10 protein-coding genes are annotated in these 15,315 nt (G+C 69.8%); 6 read left to right on the top strand and 4 right to left on the bottom strand.

Features of this window, described 5'->3' with window-relative positions; genetic code table 11:
* Window positions 1-159 precede the first annotated feature (159 nt).
* From LX14_RS14600 to LX14_RS14590, 3 genes are all read left to right on the top strand, one after another.
* A complete protein-coding gene (locus tag LX14_RS14600) occupies window positions 160-588 on the top strand; it encodes a type II toxin-antitoxin system Rv0910 family toxin (RefSeq protein ID WP_253648097.1) in 429 nt (142 codons plus the stop codon).
* Window positions 589-672: 84 nt separating this feature from the next.
* A complete protein-coding gene (locus LX14_RS14595) occupies window positions 673-1,143 on the top strand; it encodes a nitroreductase family deazaflavin-dependent oxidoreductase (RefSeq protein ID WP_253648534.1) in 471 nt (156 codons plus the stop codon).
* 26 nt (window positions 1,144-1,169) lie between these two features.
* Entirely contained in the window at window positions 1,170-2,594 is a 1,425-nt protein-coding gene (locus tag LX14_RS14590; RefSeq protein ID WP_372505391.1) for a glucose-6-phosphate dehydrogenase, read from the top strand.
* Window positions 2,595-2,649: 55 nt separating this feature from the next.
* Here LX14_RS14590 and cynS read toward each other — a convergent pair whose 3' ends face one another.
* The 4 genes from cynS to LX14_RS14570 all read right to left on the bottom strand — a co-directional run bounded on the left by cynS (window position 2,650) and on the right by LX14_RS14570 (window position 6,838).
* The gene (cynS, locus tag LX14_RS14585) at window positions 2,650-3,102 is read right to left on the bottom strand and encodes a cyanase (protein ID WP_253648095.1); all 453 of its coding nucleotides are present in this window, start codon (window positions 3,100-3,102) and stop codon (window positions 2,650-2,652) included.
* A 57-nt stretch (window positions 3,103-3,159) separates the two neighbouring features.
* Window positions 3,160-4,977: a glycoside hydrolase family 15 protein gene (locus tag LX14_RS14580; RefSeq protein WP_253648094.1), complete on the bottom strand. Its 1,818-nt coding sequence runs from the start codon at window positions 4,975-4,977 to the stop codon at window positions 3,160-3,162.
* A gap of 66 nt (window positions 4,978-5,043) precedes the next feature.
* Window positions 5,044-5,544, bottom strand: coding sequence for a CoA-binding protein (locus LX14_RS14575; protein ID WP_253648093.1), 501 nt, complete (start codon window positions 5,542-5,544; stop codon window positions 5,044-5,046).
* Window positions 5,534-6,838 (bottom strand): O-acetylhomoserine aminocarboxypropyltransferase/cysteine synthase family protein, encoded by a 1,305-nt coding sequence (locus LX14_RS14570; protein ID WP_253648092.1) that lies wholly within the window; start codon window positions 6,836-6,838, stop codon window positions 5,534-5,536. Before LX14_RS14570 ends, LX14_RS14575 begins: the two co-directional genes overlap by 11 nt.
* A 149-nt stretch (window positions 6,839-6,987) precedes the next feature.
* Here LX14_RS14570 and LX14_RS14565 point away from each other — a divergent pair, with 149 nt between their 5' ends.
* From LX14_RS14565 to car, 3 genes are all read left to right on the top strand, one after another.
* Window positions 6,988-11,103: a bifunctional nitrate reductase/sulfite reductase flavoprotein subunit alpha gene (locus LX14_RS14565; RefSeq protein ID WP_253648091.1), complete on the top strand. Its 4,116-nt coding sequence runs from the start codon at window positions 6,988-6,990 to the stop codon at window positions 11,101-11,103.
* A 62-nt stretch (window positions 11,104-11,165) separates the two neighbouring features.
* On the top strand, window positions 11,166-11,570 hold the full coding sequence (locus LX14_RS14560; RefSeq protein WP_253648090.1) for a hypothetical protein: 405 nt from the start codon (window positions 11,166-11,168) through the stop codon (window positions 11,568-11,570).
* Window positions 11,571-11,776: 206 nt separating this feature from the next.
* A complete protein-coding gene (car, locus tag LX14_RS14555; protein WP_253648089.1) occupies window positions 11,777-15,301 on the top strand; it encodes a carboxylic acid reductase in 3,525 nt (1,174 codons plus the stop codon).
* The last annotated feature ends 14 nt before the right edge of the window (window positions 15,302-15,315 follow it).

Genomic DNA, 15,315 nt, shown 5'->3' with positions numbered 1-15,315 from the left:
GACAGCACCTTCCGGTTGGGTTGTCCATCGCTGATCTCATCGGCCCCGACGGGGGCACGGCGGTGCTCAGGGTACTCGTGTCGCAGGTCACAAACGTGCATGGCCTCGGTCGTGACGGGTACCCCCGTAGGGTCGTCGACGAGGGACCAGGAGGCACCGGTGGCAGAACTGAACGTGACCGTCCGCAGCGATGTCGACCCCGCGACAGCGTGGTCGCTGGCGTCGGATCTCCGACGTTTCGACGAGTGGCTCACCATCTTCGGCGGTTGGCGATCCGACGTCCCGGAGACGATCGAGAAGGGCACCACGGTCAAGTCCCTGATCCGCGTCAAGGGGTTCCGCAACACCATCACGTGGACCGTCACCGAGTACGACGCGCCCACCCGGATCGGCCTCGAGGGCACCGGCAAGGGCGGTGTCCGTATCCGTCTGGACCTGCGGGTCTCCCCGGACGGTGACGGGTCGAGTTTCCAGGTCGCCGCCGACCTGTCGGGGGGTCTGCTCAGTGGACCCGTCGGCCGGTTCGTCGCCAAGGTCATCGAATCCGACGTCCGACAGTCCGTGGACAACCTGGCCGCGCTGCGCTGAGGCGCTGCGTATCGTCACCCCCGAGGGACATCCGGGACGACGGATGCGGGCATGCCGGGCGAGCCCGGTCGGAGGGAGACGTCGATGGGCCTGCTGACACCGATCGCCGTGCGCGTCGGCGCGATCAGTTGGATGCCGAAGCTGTTGCCCGTCATCGAGAAGACGGACATGCGGCTGCAACGCGCATCCGGGGGGCGCGTCAGCGTCCTCGACATCGCCGGGCTGCCGAACCTGGTGCTCCGGGTCCCGGGCCGCAAGTCCGGCGTTGTCCGCTCGACGCCCCTGCTCTGCGCGCCGCGCGACGGCGACTTTCTCATTGCGGGGTCCTACTTCGGCAACCCGAAGATGCCCGCATGGGTTCACAACCTGCGCGCCTGTGAGACCGCCGAGATCGTGCGCGACGGCTCCGCCACGCGGGTGCGGTGGCGCGAGCTCGACGGGGACGACCGCGCGCGGGCATGGCAGGACCTGCTCGACGTGTGGCCGAATTTCCGCCTGTACGAACAACGCACCGACCGCGTGATCCCCGTCTTCTCACTCGCCGCCGACGACTGACACGGGGCGCGACCGCGTCGGGCATAGTGGTGACCATGCCCGCCGACACCCCCACGGTCTTCGTCTTGTTCGGCGCCACCGGCGATCTCGCCAAACGGATGGTGCTGCCCGCCTTCTACGAACTCGAACGCCGCGACCTGCTCCCGGAGCGCTGGCGTCTCGTGGGCAACGGCCGCGGCCGTCGCACCGACGACGAGTTCCGCGACCATGTGAAGTCGGCGCTCGAGGAGTTCGGCGACGGAGCGGACGACTCGTGGGACGCGTTCGCGGCGAACCTGCGCTTCGCCGGCGGTGGGTTCACCGCGGAGGACCCCGGGGAGCTCGTCGACGTGATCGAGGAGATCCGCAACGACGACGACCTCGGCGGCGAGGACGTCCAGCTGGTCCACTACATCGCGTTGCCCCCGAGCACGTTCACCGAGTACACGAAGGCCCTGGGCGAGCACGGTCTCGCCGAGGGGTCACGGGTGGTGTACGAGAAGCCCTTCGGGACCTCGCAGTCGTCCTTCACCGAGCTCGACGAGGCCGTCCACGAGGTCTTCGACGAGAAGCAGGTCTATCGGATCGACCATTTCCTGGGCAAGGAGAGCACGCAGAACCTGCACATCCTCCGTTTCGCCAACGGCATGTTCGCCGGGCTGTGGAACCGGGAGCACGTCGAGCAGGTGCAGATCGACATCCCCGAGACCCTCGACATCGCCGATCGCGCGGAGTTCTACGACGCGACCGGCGCCGTGCTCGACATGGTGGTCACCCACCTGTTCCAGGTGGCGGCCGAGGTGGCGATGGAGCCGCCGCTGAGCCTCGGGGCCGACGACCTGCAGACCGCCCGCGAATCGGTGATCGCGGCCTTCCGGCCCATCGACACCTCCGAGGTGGTCCTCGGGCAGTTCGACGGCTACCGGGAGACCGAGGGCATCGCCGACGACTCCACCACCGACACCTTCGTCGCGGCGCGACTCTGGGTCGACACCGATCGCTGGCGGGACGTGCCGTTCGTCCTGCGGACCGGCAAGATGCTCGGCGTCTCCGCACAGCGGGTCACGCTGGTGTTCCGTCGCCCCGAGGACGGGCCGATCACCCACATCCCCGCCGGCGGCGCGGCACTCACCTTCGACCTATCCGGCGACGGCAGCATCGACATCACCGTCACGGTGAAGGAGCCCGGCCCCGGTGAGGATCTCGCGATCGCCCACCTCGACCTGCCGTTGGACACCGTCGACTCCGACAACGGTGGCGCGCTCTCGCCGTACTCGCGTCTGCTCAACGACGTCCTCGACGGCGACCGGTCGCTGTTCACCCGCCCCGACGGGCTCGCCCACGTCTGGACGGTCGCGGCGCCGCTGCTCGACAACCCGCCGAAGGTCCAGCCGTACCCCGCGGGGTCGATGGGACCCGGCGCGGCGGACGAGTTGGCCGCACCCATCGGCTGGTTCGTCACCGGGAAGTAGGGCAAACGGCTCCGGTCCCCGCCAGTCTCGCCGTCCGTCGGGCGGCGGGACCCGGTCAGTCGGCGGAGACCCAGTCGTAGGCGAGGAACTTGCCGTCGAGGGTGATGACGACCCGGTCGCCGGACGGATGCGGCTTCTTCGCGATGTCCACACTGAAGTTGATGGCGCTCATGATGCCGTCGCCGAACTGCTCGTGGATCAGTTCCTTCAGCGCCGGGCCGTAGACGGCGAGGGCCTCGTAGAGGCGGTAGATCGTCGGGTCCTGGCTGACCACGTCGCGGTCGGTGCCGCGGACCGGGACCGCGCCGAGGATCGGCGCGAGATCCGACGACAGGCCCAGCTTCTCCAGCAGCACCTCGGCCTCCGGCCGGGGGATCGGGTGCTGACCGAGCAGCGCGGCGGTGGTCCACACGACCGGGCGGTCGATCGCGTCGGCCAACGACTGCCACGTCAGGCCGAGCTCGATCCGCCGGGCGGTGATGGTGCGGGTCACGTCATCTCGCGTCATGCACCCAGACTTACCGCAGATCGGGCTGACCCGCCGGACGGGATTACCCGCCGCGGCTCAGTTCCCGAGCTCCCGGTCGAGGTTGAACGCGGCGCTGATCAGCGCGAGATGGGTGAACGCCTGCGGGAAGTTGCCGAGCTGCTCGCCGGTCAGTCCCACCTGCTCGGCATAGAGACCCAGGTGATTGGCGTGGGTGAACATCTTCTCCATCGCCAGTCGGGCGTCCGCACGACGCCCCACCCGCGTCAACGCCTCGACGTACCAGAACGAGCACAGGGAGAACGTCCCCTCGGTGCCGGTCAACCCGTCGTCGTGATCGCTGGCGTCGTATCGGAACACCAGTGAGTCGCTGACGAGCTGGTCCTCGATCGCCGTCAGCGTCGAGAGGAATCGCGGGTCGGTGGGGGAGAGCAGCTTGACCGCGGGGATCAGCAGCAGCGACGCGTCGAGACGCTCGGATTCGAATGTCTGCGTGAAGGTCTGGCGCTCCTCGTTCCATCCCTTCGTCATGATCTGGTCGAAGATCTCGTCGCGCGTCTGCATCCACGTCGCGACGTCGCCCGGCAGACCGCGTTGCCGGCTCATCCGGATCATGCGCTCGAACGCCACCCAGCACATCAGCCGCGAGTAGACGAAGTTCTGCGACTCCGACCGCACCTCCCAGATGCTCTCGTCGGTCTGGTCCCAGTTGTCGACGAGCCAGGACATGACCCCGCACAACTGATTCCACGAGTTCCAGGAGATCCCGGGCCCGTACTTGTTGAACAGGTAGACCGAGTCGATGAGTTCGCCGTAGATGTCGAGCTGCATCTGGTTGGTCGCGCCGTTGCCGATGTTGACCGGGGTCGATCCGCGGTATCCCTCCCAGTGCTCGAGGGGCTCCTCGTCCGGGGGCGTCTCGCCGTCGATGGTGTACATCAGGCGCAGGGGACGACCGTCGGCGTCGTTGCCGTCGCTGAAGCGACGGGTGAGCCACCCCATGAACGCCGCGGCCTCGTCGTTGAAGCCGAGCCGAAGGAGTCCGTAGAGCGAGAACGCGGCGTCGCGGATCCAGACATAGCGGTAGTCCCAGTTGCGCTCGCCGCCGATCTCCTCGGGCAGCGCGGTGGTGACCGATGCGACGATGGCGCCGGTCGGCTCGTGCGTCATCAACTTCAGCGCCAGCGCCGAGCGGTGCACCATCTCCCGCCACCGGCCGGTGTAGTTCGACTGCGCCAGCCACGCCTGCCAGAAGCGGACGGTGCCGTGGATGATGTCGTCCGACGCGTCGGAGTCGACCTCGTCGTCGGGGATCTCGTCGACGCCGAGCGAGAACGTGGCGGCCTCGCCGACACCGAGCCGGATGAGGGCGGAGACGACGCCGCCGTCGACCTCGAGCGGCACGTCGGACGCCAGGTACAACGTCAGGTCCCCGCCGGTGAGCGTGACGTGTGTGTCGTCGACGGCCGTCGCCGTGTGCTCAGCACGCCCGTAGTCGAAGGCGGGGTCGACACGGGTGGACATGGTGACGCGGCCGCGGACACATTCGATGCGCCGCACGATGCGGCTGCGGTGGTCCGGATCTCGCGGCTTGGCCAGCGGCATCAGGTCCTGCACCTCGGCGACGCCGTCCTCGCTCATGAAGCGGGTGACGAGGACGTTCGAGTCGGGGAGGTAGAACTGCCTGGTCGACACCAGCCCGTCGACCATCGACACGTCCCAGGATCCGCCCTTCGACGAGTCCAGCAGCGACCCGAACACACTGGGCGAATCGAACCGGGGACAACAGAACCAGTCGATGCGACCGTCGATGCCGACGAGCGCCGCCGTGCGCAGGTCACCGATCACCCCGTGGTCGGCGATGGGCAGATAACGGGGCGTGTCGTCGTCGCTCACCGCCCCATGGTGTCACCGCACGCGATGGGCACCCCGCAGGACACGGTTGACCAGCGCCGCAGCGGCCTAGAGTCCGCTCCGACGGCGCGAGTCGATGACACCGGTGTCGAACCCGGCCAGGTGCAGACCTCCGTGGAACCGGGCGTGCTCGATCTTGACGCAGCGGTCCATCACGACGTTCAACCCCGCCTCCTCACCCCGTCGGGCGACGTCCTCATGCCACAGGCCCAGCTGGAGCCACAGGGTGGACGCCCCGACCGCGATGGCATCGTCCAGCACCGACGGGAGGTCGTCGTGACGACGGAAGGCGTCGACCATGTCGGGGACCCCGGGCAGGTCCGCGAGGCTGGGGTAGACCGGCGTCCCGTCGATCTCGGTGATGGTGGGGTTGACCAACCACACCGTGTAGTCCGACGTCGACGTGAGGTAGCGGTTCACGAAGTAGCTGGCGCGGGCCGGGTTGGCGGAGGCACCGACGATCGCGATCGTCTTCGTGGCGAGCAGGATCTCCCGCCGACGGGCGGCGCTCGGGCCCTCCCAGGTCCGGTCGCTGAGGTCAGTGGGCACCGTCGGACTCCTTCGTCGCCGCCGTCAGGGCCTGGTCGAGGTCCCACAGGATGTCGTCGAGGTCCTCGATGCCGACGCTGATGCGCACCAGGTCGTCGGGCACCCCCGCCGCGGCGAGCTGGTCCGGCGTGAGCTGGCGGTGGGTGGTGCTCGCCGGGTGGATGACCAGTGTGCGGACGTCACCGATGTTCGCGACGTGGCTCGCGAGCCGCACGTTCTCGACCAGGGCACGTCCCGCCGCGTGGCCGCCGCGGATGCGGAAGGCGAAGACCGCGCCGGGCCCGGCCGGGAGGTAGTGCGCCGCGCGGTCGTGATGGGGGTGACCCGGAAGGCCGGCGTACGCGACCGACACGACCCGGGGGTCGGCGTCGAGCCACTCGGCGACGGCGCGGGCGTTGGCCACGTGGGCGTCCATCCGCTGCGGCAGCGTCTCCACACCCTGCAGCAGCTGGAACGCCGACGTCGGCGACAGGCTCGCACCGAGGTCACGCACCTGTTCGCTGCGCAGCTTGGTGAGGAACCCGTACTCCCCGAAGTTGCCCCACCAGCTCAGCCCGCCGTAGGACGGGACGGGCTCGGTCATGGCCGGGAAACGCCCGTTGCCCCAGTCGAATCGACCCGACTCCACGACCACACCGCCGAGCGTCGTGCCGTGCCCGCCGAGGAACTTCGTCGCGGAGTGCACCACCACGTCGGCGCCGAACTCGATGGGTCGGCACAGCCACGGGGTGTTCATGGTGGCGTCGACGACGAGCGGCAACCCGTGCTCGTGCGCGACCGCGGCCAGACCCTCGAGGTCGGCGATGTCGCCGGACGGGTTGCCGATGACTTCGGCGTAGACGAGTCGGGTGCGGTCGGTGATCGCCGCCGCGTAGGCGGCGGGATCCGTGCCCGGGACGAAGGTCGTCTCGACGCCGAATCGTCGCATCGTCACGTCGAGCTGGGTCACCGTGCCGCCGTAGAGACCGGCCGCGGCGACGATGTGGTCGCCCGCGCCGCACAGCGTCGCGAACACGGCGAACTCCGCCGACAGCCCGCTCGCGGTGGCGACCGCACCGATGCCGCCGTCGAGGCTCGCGATGCGTTCCTCGAACGCGGCGACGGTCGGGTTGCCGATCCGGGAGTAGACGTTGCCGTACTTCTGCAGCGCGAAGAGGTCACCGGCGTCGTCGGCGTCACTGAAGACGTAGCTGGCCGTCTGGTAGATCGGGACCGCCCGTGCACCGGTCGTCGGGTCCACGCGCGCACCCGCGTGGATCGCCCGCGTGCGCAGTCCGAAACTGTGTTCGCTCACGTGCCGATTTGTACCAGCTCCGACGACGGGGGCGGCGGGCCGTGTCGCCCATGCCCTCACCGACGACTTCGACCCGCCGTGAGCAGAAAGTCACCTCCGACTCACAGTCAGGCAACCCCGCGGAGCGGGGCGACCGACACAGTGGCGGAATGGTCTCGACGAGCAGCGTGCGGTCGGTGTGCGGCTACTGCGGCGTCGGGTGCGGCATCGTCCTCGAGCTGGGCACACGACCCGACGGCGTCGAGACCGTCACCCGGTCGACCGGCGACGTCGACCATCCCGCCAACCGGGGGCGACTCTGCACCAAAGGTGCCACCACGGCGGACATGCTCACCGCGCCGGGGCGACTCCACACCGCCCTGATGCGCGCGACGCGGGATCAGGCCGCGCTGCCGGTCGACACGACGACGGCGATCCGGGAGACCGGCGCACGGCTGCGGGCGATCATCGACGAGCACGGTCCGGAGGCCGTGGCCGTCTACGTCTCCGGCCAGATGACCACCGAGGCCCAGTACCTCGCGACCAAGCTCGTGAAGGGCTGCCTGGGCACGAACACCATCGAGTCGAACTCGCGGCTGTGCATGGCCAGCGCGGGCACCGGGTACAAGCAGTCGCTCGGCGCCGACGGCCCGCCCGGTTCCTACGACGACATCGACCACGCGGACACGTTCCTCGTGATCGGGTCGAACATGGCCGACTGCCATCCGATCCTGCACCTGCGCATGCTCGACCGCGTGCGGTCGGGGGCCCGGGTCATCGTGGTCGACCCGCGACGGACGGCCACCGCGGCCAAGGCCGACCTCCATCTGCAGGTGCGGCCGGGCTCCGACCTCTGGCTGCTCAACGGGCTGCTGCATCTGCTGGTCGCGGACGGCCACGTCGACGAGGACTTCATCGGCGAGTGCACCGAGGGCTGGGATCAGCTCGCCGCGTCTCTGGTCGACTACCCGCCGGCGGTTGTCGCGGACCGGTGCGGGATCACCGAGGACGACCTGCGCACGGCGGCGCGGTGGATCGGCGAGTCCGACGAGTGGATGAGCCTGTGGACCATGGGTCTCAACCAGTCGACCCATGGCACGTGGAACACCAACGCGCTGTGCAACCTGCACCTCGCCACGGGCGCCATCTGCCGCACCGGCAGCGGCCCGTTCTCGCTCACGGGTCAGCCGAACGCGATGGGCGGTCGCGAGATGGGGTACATGGGTCCCGGTCTGCCCGGTCAGCGGTCCGTCCTCGACGACGCGGACCGGGAGTTCGTCGAGGACACCTGGGGTGTTCCCCGCGGGTCCGTCTCCCGCCACGTCGGCGGTGGCACGATCGACATGTTCGAGCGGATGGCGGCGGGGGAGATCCGCGCCGCCTGGATCATCTGCACCAACCCCGTCGCGAGCGTCGCGAATCGCTCGACCGTCGTCGACGCGCTGCGCCGTGCGGACCTGGTCGTGGTCCAGGACGTGTACGGCGACACCGAGACCACCGACTACGCCGACATCGTCCTTCCGGCCGCCATGTGGTCCGAGACCGACGGGGTCATGGTCAACTCCGAGCGATCACTGACGCTCTGCGGCCCCGCCGGTTCACCCCCGGGGGAGTCCCTGCCGGACTGGCGGATCATCGCCGACGTCGCCCGCGAGCTCGGGTACGGCGGGCACTTCGCCCACTCCTGCGCCGAGGAGGTCTTCGACGAGATCCGCCGGTTCCACAACCCGCGCACGGGGTGGGACCTGCGCGGGATCTCCTACGCCGCGCTCGCGGACGGGCCGATCCAGTGGCCCTGCCCGCCGGGGTCCACCAGCCGGCGCCACCCCATCCGCTACGTCGACACCCCTGCGGACGCCGGCCCGGGTGACGCCGCTCGGCCCGTGTTCCCGACCCCGAGCGGTCGGGCACGGTTCCTGGCCCGTCCGGCCGTGGACCCCGCGGAGATGCCCGACGACGATCACCCGTTCCTGCTGAACACCGGTCGCCTGGCCCACCAGTGGCACACGATGACCAAGACGGGTCGCGTCGCGAAGCTGCGCAAGCTGGACCCCGAACCGTTCCTCGAGATCCATCCCGACGACGCACTCGCGCTGACGGTCGCGCACGGCGACCGCGTCGAGGTGGTGTCACGCCGGGGACGGGTCGTCTTGCCGGCCCGGATCACCGATCGGGTGCTGCCGGGATGCTGCTTCGCGCCCTTCCACTTCGCCGATCGGTTCGCCGACGACGTCGCGGTCAACGCCGTCACCAACGATGCCGTCGACCCCGACTCGGCCCAACCCGAGTTCAAGGTGTGCGCCGTGCGACTGGCGCGTGTGGACGCACCCGTCGAACCGGTGGCGTCAGACGACTCGTCGCCTCCCGCGGCCGACGACGACCGTCCTGCGCTCCTGGCCGCGGCACTCGGGGTCGACGCCGCCACGTTCACCGGCGACCGCGCCCCGGATGACGCAGAACGGCAGTGGATCTCGGGCTTCCTCACCGGCCTGGCGACCTCGAGCGTGGCGGCCGGCGAGGTGCCGACGGTTCCCGAGCACTCACCGCTGGGCGTCGGCACACGGCTGCGTCTCGACGGGTTGCTCGCCGGGATGTACTCCCGTGGGTCGTCGTCGACGCCTGGCCTGCCCGGGTCCGCACCGGCGGGGGAGGAGTCGACCGACGGGTCCGTCCTGCTGCTGTGGGCGTCGCAGACCGGGACCGCCGAGGAGGTCGTCGACGAGGTCTCCGCGCGGTTGACCGGCGCCGGTCTCCGAGTGCACGCGCAGGCGATGGACTCCTTCGATCCCGGACAGCTGACGACCGCAGGGCCGGTGCTGCTCGTCAGTTCCACCACGGGCGACGGGGACGCCCCCGACAACGGGGCCGACTTCTGGGGGACGCTGGCCAAGCAGTCGCCCGATCTCGGATCACTGCGCTATGCCGTTCTCGCGCTGGGGGACTCGTCGTACGCGGACTTCTGCGGCCACGGGCGCCGCCTGGACGAACGCCTCGCCGAGCTCGGTGCGACGCGTCTCGTCGACCGCGTGGACTGCGAACCGGAGTACGAGGACCGGGCATCTGCATGGGTCGACGCGGTGATCGCCGCGATCTCCAGTGACGACGACAGCGAGTCCTCCCCGCAGGCATCTCCCGTCGCCACGTCCGGCCCCGCGCCCTCCTCCCGCCGCCACGACCGCCGGTCACCGCTGCTGACCGAGGTGGTGCGCAACGTCCCCCTCACCCGGGACGGCTCCAGCAAGGACGTGCGACAGATCGGGTTCGCCGTCCCCGCCGGCACCATCAGCTACGAGACCGGCGATGCGCTCGGGGTGTGGCCCCGCAACGACGAGCGCATCGTCGACGAGTGGCTCGATCACACCGGGGCGGACGGCGCCACACGCATCGACCTCCCGTCCGCGGCCGGGATCACCCTGCGCGACGCACTGCGGACCAAGCTCGAGCTCGCGAAGATCACGCCGGACCTGATGCGCTTCGTGATCGCCCGCACCGGGGACGTCGATCTCGAGGCGTTGATGCTGCCGGAGAACCGAGACCGTTTCGCCGACTGGGCCTGGGGCAGGCAGGCGGTCGACCTCCTCGCCGACCATCCCGTCCGCGCGACGGTCGACGAATGGCTGACGGTGATGTCGCCTCTGCGGCCGCGGCTCTACTCGATCTCGTCGAGCCCGCTGGCCCACCCCGACGAGGTGCAACTGACCGTGTCGGCCGTCCGCCACAACGTGCACGGCACACCCCGTCGCGGCGTCTGTTCGACCTATCTCGCCGACCACTCCGACGGCGACGACGTCGGCATCTACGTCCAGCGGTCGTCGTCGTTCCGCCCGCCGACCGACCCGACGACGCCGCTCATCATGGTGGGACCCGGCACCGGGGTCGCCCCGTTCCGGGCGTTCCTGCAGGAGCGTCGGGCGTTGCGCCACACCGGTCCGAACTGGCTGTTCTTCGGTGAGCAGCACGAGGCCACCGACTTCTACTACCGCGACGAACTGGAGTCGCTCCGGGACGACGGTGTGCTCACCCGTCTCGACGTCGCGTTCTCCCGCGATCAGGCCGAGAAGGTCTACGTGCAGGACCGGATGCGGGAACACGGCGAGGAGCTGTTCCGCTGGCTGCAGCGCGGGGCCGTGTTCTGTGTGTGCGGTGACGCCGAGCGGATGGCCTCCGACGTCGACGACGCGCTCGTCGGCATCGTCGCGGAGTTCGGGAAGCTGGCGCCGCACAGCGCGCAGGCGTACGTGAAGGCTCTCGCCGCCGACAAGCGGTACCTGCGCGACGTGTACTGATCCCGCGGGACCGGTTGCCTGACGCGACCGGCGCCGGGTCGCGCCGACGATACGATCGGAGGGTGACGATCGTCGGGGCGGTGCTGCTGACGATCGTCGACGTGGCCATCGTCGCCGGGTGGGTGTGGTCGACGGTGCGCGCGTGGCGGGCGCCGTGGGACCCCGATCTCGAACTCGCGATCGAGGCGTCCCGGCACCGGCGATCGGGTCCTGACGACCAGTCACGTCGCGACGCGGTGGACTGGAAGGTCCGACTGGAGAACAGGGCCGGATATCCCGCCTTCGGGTCCGCGATACTCAGCGGCATCGCCGTGGGTTTCAGCGGGAACGCCGTGGACGCGGCCACGTCGCATTTCGACACCTGGATCATCGAGGCGGCCCTGTTCGTCGTGTCCCTGGCCGTCGCCTTTGTCGCACGCCTGCTCACCGCAAAGCGCATCGAACGCCGGTTGTCACCCTCCCGCTGACCGCGTCGTCGTCGCCGCACGCGTGCGACGAATCGGACCAATCCGACGAAAGCCCTACGCGGCGAGCGCATCTGAGAAGCGACAGAGATCCACGCCACACCCGCGCCCGGAATAGCGGGGGATGCCTGTGTACTTAGTTGTACTAAGCTCACGATCCAGTGTGAGGTGGAGGTCCCCGTTCATCGGGAGTGACAGGAGGGCACATCATGACCGCTTCGGAGTCCGCGACAGACGCCCGCGACGAGCGCCTCGCGCAGCGGCGCCAGCATCTGCTCGAGAACGATCCGCAGTTCCGGGACGCCGTCCCGGACCCCGATCTCGCCGAGTCGGTGCTGGCCGGCGACCTCCCGCTCACCGCGGTCATCGACGCGATCCTGACGCGCTACGCCGACCGACCCGCCCTGGGACGTCGCGCGACCGAGACGGTCACCGACGACACGGGCGCGACGACGGTCCGGGTGCTGCCCGAGTTCGAGACGATCACCTACGGGGAGCTGTCGGACCGGGTCACGGCCGTGTCGGCGGCGTGGGCGGCCGACGGACTCACCGCCGGGGACTTCGTGGCCACACTCGGGTTCACCAGCGTCGACTACGCGACGCTCGACCTGGCGTGCATCCGCTCCGGCCTGGTCACCGTGCCCCTGCAGACCAGTTCTGTCCCCGCCCAGCTCCTGCCCATCATCGGCGAGACGGCGCCCCGCCTCCTGGCGATCGCCACCGATCACCTCGACGACGTCGTCGAACTGGCCACCACGGACCACCGACCGGATCACGTCCTGATCTTCGACCACGATGCTCGCGACAGCGCCGAGCGCGACGCCGTCGACCGTGTCCGGCGGGATCTGACCGACGCCGGGATCGCCGTCACGACGATGGCCGAGGTGCTCGATCGCGGCACGGATCTTCCCGCGCCGGCCCCGCACGGCAGCGACGACGGCCAGGACCACTCCGACGACCTGGCCAACCTGATCTACACCTCGGGGAGCACCGGGGCGCCGAAGGGCGCGATGTACCCGCTGCGCGCGGTCCGGCGGCTCTGGACCACGTTCTGGTTCACCGGGGACGCGACGCTGCCCGCCATCACCGTCAACTACATGCCCATGAGCCACGTGGCGGGCCGCGCGATGCTGGCCAAGACCCTCGCCACCGGCGGCACCGCGTACTTCGTCGCCGCCGCCGACCTCTCGACCCTCATGGACGACATCGCCCTCGTGCGTCCGACCGACCTGGCCCTCGTGCCGCGCGTGTGCGACATGATCCATCAGCGGTACCTGAGCGAACTCGACCGCCGCGCCGACGATCCCACCGAGGACGACGAGGCCGCGGTCCGTCAGGACATCCGGGAGACCGTCCTCGGCGGACGGGTCCTCAGCGCGCTGTGCGGGACCGCGCCGCTCGCGCCCGAGATGGCCGACTTCATCGCCGAGTGCCTCGACGTCCACCTCATCGACGGGTACGGGTCCACCGAGGCGGGGTCGGTGCTCATCGACGGCCAGATCACCCGGCCGCCGGTGACCGAGTACAAGCTCGTCGACGTCCCCGAGCTGGGGTATCACGTCGACGACCACCCGCATCCCCGCGGCGAGCTGCTCATCAAGTCCGAGTCGCTGTTCCCCGGCTACTACAAGCGACCCGAGGTGACTGCGGAGGTCTTCGACGACGACGGCTTCTACAAGACCGGCGACATCATGGCCGAGCTCGGCCCCGATCACCTGACCTACCTCGACCGCCGCAAGAACGTGCTGAAGCTGGCCCAGGGCGAGTTCGTCGCCCTGTCGCGGGTGGAGGCGACGTTCGCCGCCGCCGAGACCGTCCGACAGATCTTCGTGTACGGCAACAGCTCCCGGTCCTTCCTGCTCGCCGTCGTCGTGCCCACCGAGGACGCGATCGCCCGCAGCGGTGGCGACGACGCCGCCCTGCGCGCCTCCATCGTCGACACCCTCAAGCGGGTCGGTCGCGAGGCCGGCCTGAACTCCTACGAGATCCCGCGCGACGTCCTCGTGGAGACGACCCCCTTCAGCCGCGAGAACGGGCTATTGTCGGGTGTCGGCAAGGTCTTGCGACCCAAGCTGATCGACCACTACGGCGAGCGCCTCGAGGAGCTGTACCGCGAACTCGCACAGGGGCAGACCGACGAGCTGCGTCAGCTGCGTCGCGACAGCGACTCCCGTCCCGTGGCCGAGACCGTCGGACGGGCGGCGGCCGCGGTGATCGGGGGTGGCGGTGCGGTCGCACCCGACGCGCACTTCTCCGACCTCGGCGGCGACTCGCTGTCGGCCCTGAGCTTCTCGACCCTGCTGACCGAGATCTTCGGCGTCGAGGTCCCGGTCGGGCTGCTGATGAGCGCCGCGACGGACATGGCCGCCATCGCCGACCACATCGAGGCCCAGAGGTCCGGCGAGGCCGCATCACCGACCTTCTCTACGGTGCACGGCGCGGGCGCGACCACCATCCGCGCCTCGGACCTGCGTCTCGATGCGTTCCTCGACAGCGAGCTGCTCGGCGCCGCACCGTCGCTCCCGAGCGCCCCGGAATCACCGACGACCGTCCTGCTCACCGGCGCGAACGGCTACCTGGGGCGCTTCCTGTGCCTCGAGTGGCTCGAACGGCTCGACGCGGTGGACGGCACCCTGATCTGCATCGTGCGCGGGCGCGACACCGACGACGCCCGTCGGCGACTGACCTCGGTCTTCGACTCGGGCGACGAGGCGCTCTCCGCACGGTTCCGTGAGCTGGCAGAACGACGGCTCGACGTCCTGGCCGGCGACATCTCGTCACCGCGCCTCGGTCTCGACGGGCCGACCTGGGACCGCCTCGCCGCCGATGTCGATCGGATCGTCCACCCCGCGGCGCTGGTGAACCACGTGCTGCCCTACGAGCAGCTGTTCGCCCCGAACGTCCTCGGCACGGCGGAGATCATCCGGCTGGCGCTGACCTCGGTCCGCAAGCCGGTCACCTATCTGTCGACCGTGGGCGTCGCCAGCGAGGGCGGTCCGTCCGTCCTCGACGAGGACCTCGACATCCGTGCGGCCAGCAGCGAACGTGCCGTCTCCGAGGGGTACGCGAACGGCTACGGCAACAGCAAGTGGGCCGGCGAGGTCCTCCTGCGCGAGGCACACGACCTGTGCGAGCTGCCCGTGTCGGTGTTCCGGTCGGACATGATCCTGGCCCACAGCGAGTTCGCGGGTCAGCTCAACGTGCCGGACACGTTCTCGCGGCTGCTGCTCACCGTCATCGCGACCGGTCTGGCGCCGGCGTCGTTCTATCCGCGTGAGGCCGACGGCAGCCGGGCGCGAGCCCACTACGACGGACTGCCCGCCGACTTCACCGCGCACGCGATCACGGTCCTCGGCGAGTCCGTCACGAAGGGGTTCGAGACCTACAACGTCGTCAACCCGCACGACGACGGCATCTCCCTCGACACCGTCGTCGACTGGATGCAGGACGCCGGTGTGGCACTCCGGCGGGTCGACGACTTCGACACCTGGGTGGAGCGTTTCGAGACCGCGATCCGCGGTCTGCCCGAGCGCATCCGCCAGGCGTCGGTGGCACCGCTCATGCACTCCTACCGCGCGCCGCAGCCGGTGGACCACGGATCGGCCATCCCGTCCACCCGGTTCGTGGCGGCGGTGGCCGACGCGGGGCTCGGTGACGGCGGTGAGATCCCGCACCTGACCGAGGCCCTCATCGCGAAGTACGTGTCCGACCTGCGACTGCTCGATCTGGCCTGATCGTCTCGACGCCG

This window comes from Williamsia deligens (assembly GCF_024171765.1).
Classification (GTDB): Bacteria; Actinomycetota; Actinomycetes; order Mycobacteriales; family Mycobacteriaceae; genus Williamsia_A; species Williamsia_A deligens.
Note: the sequence above shows the minus strand (reverse complement) of the source record. Positions and strands in the feature narration are given on the sequence as shown.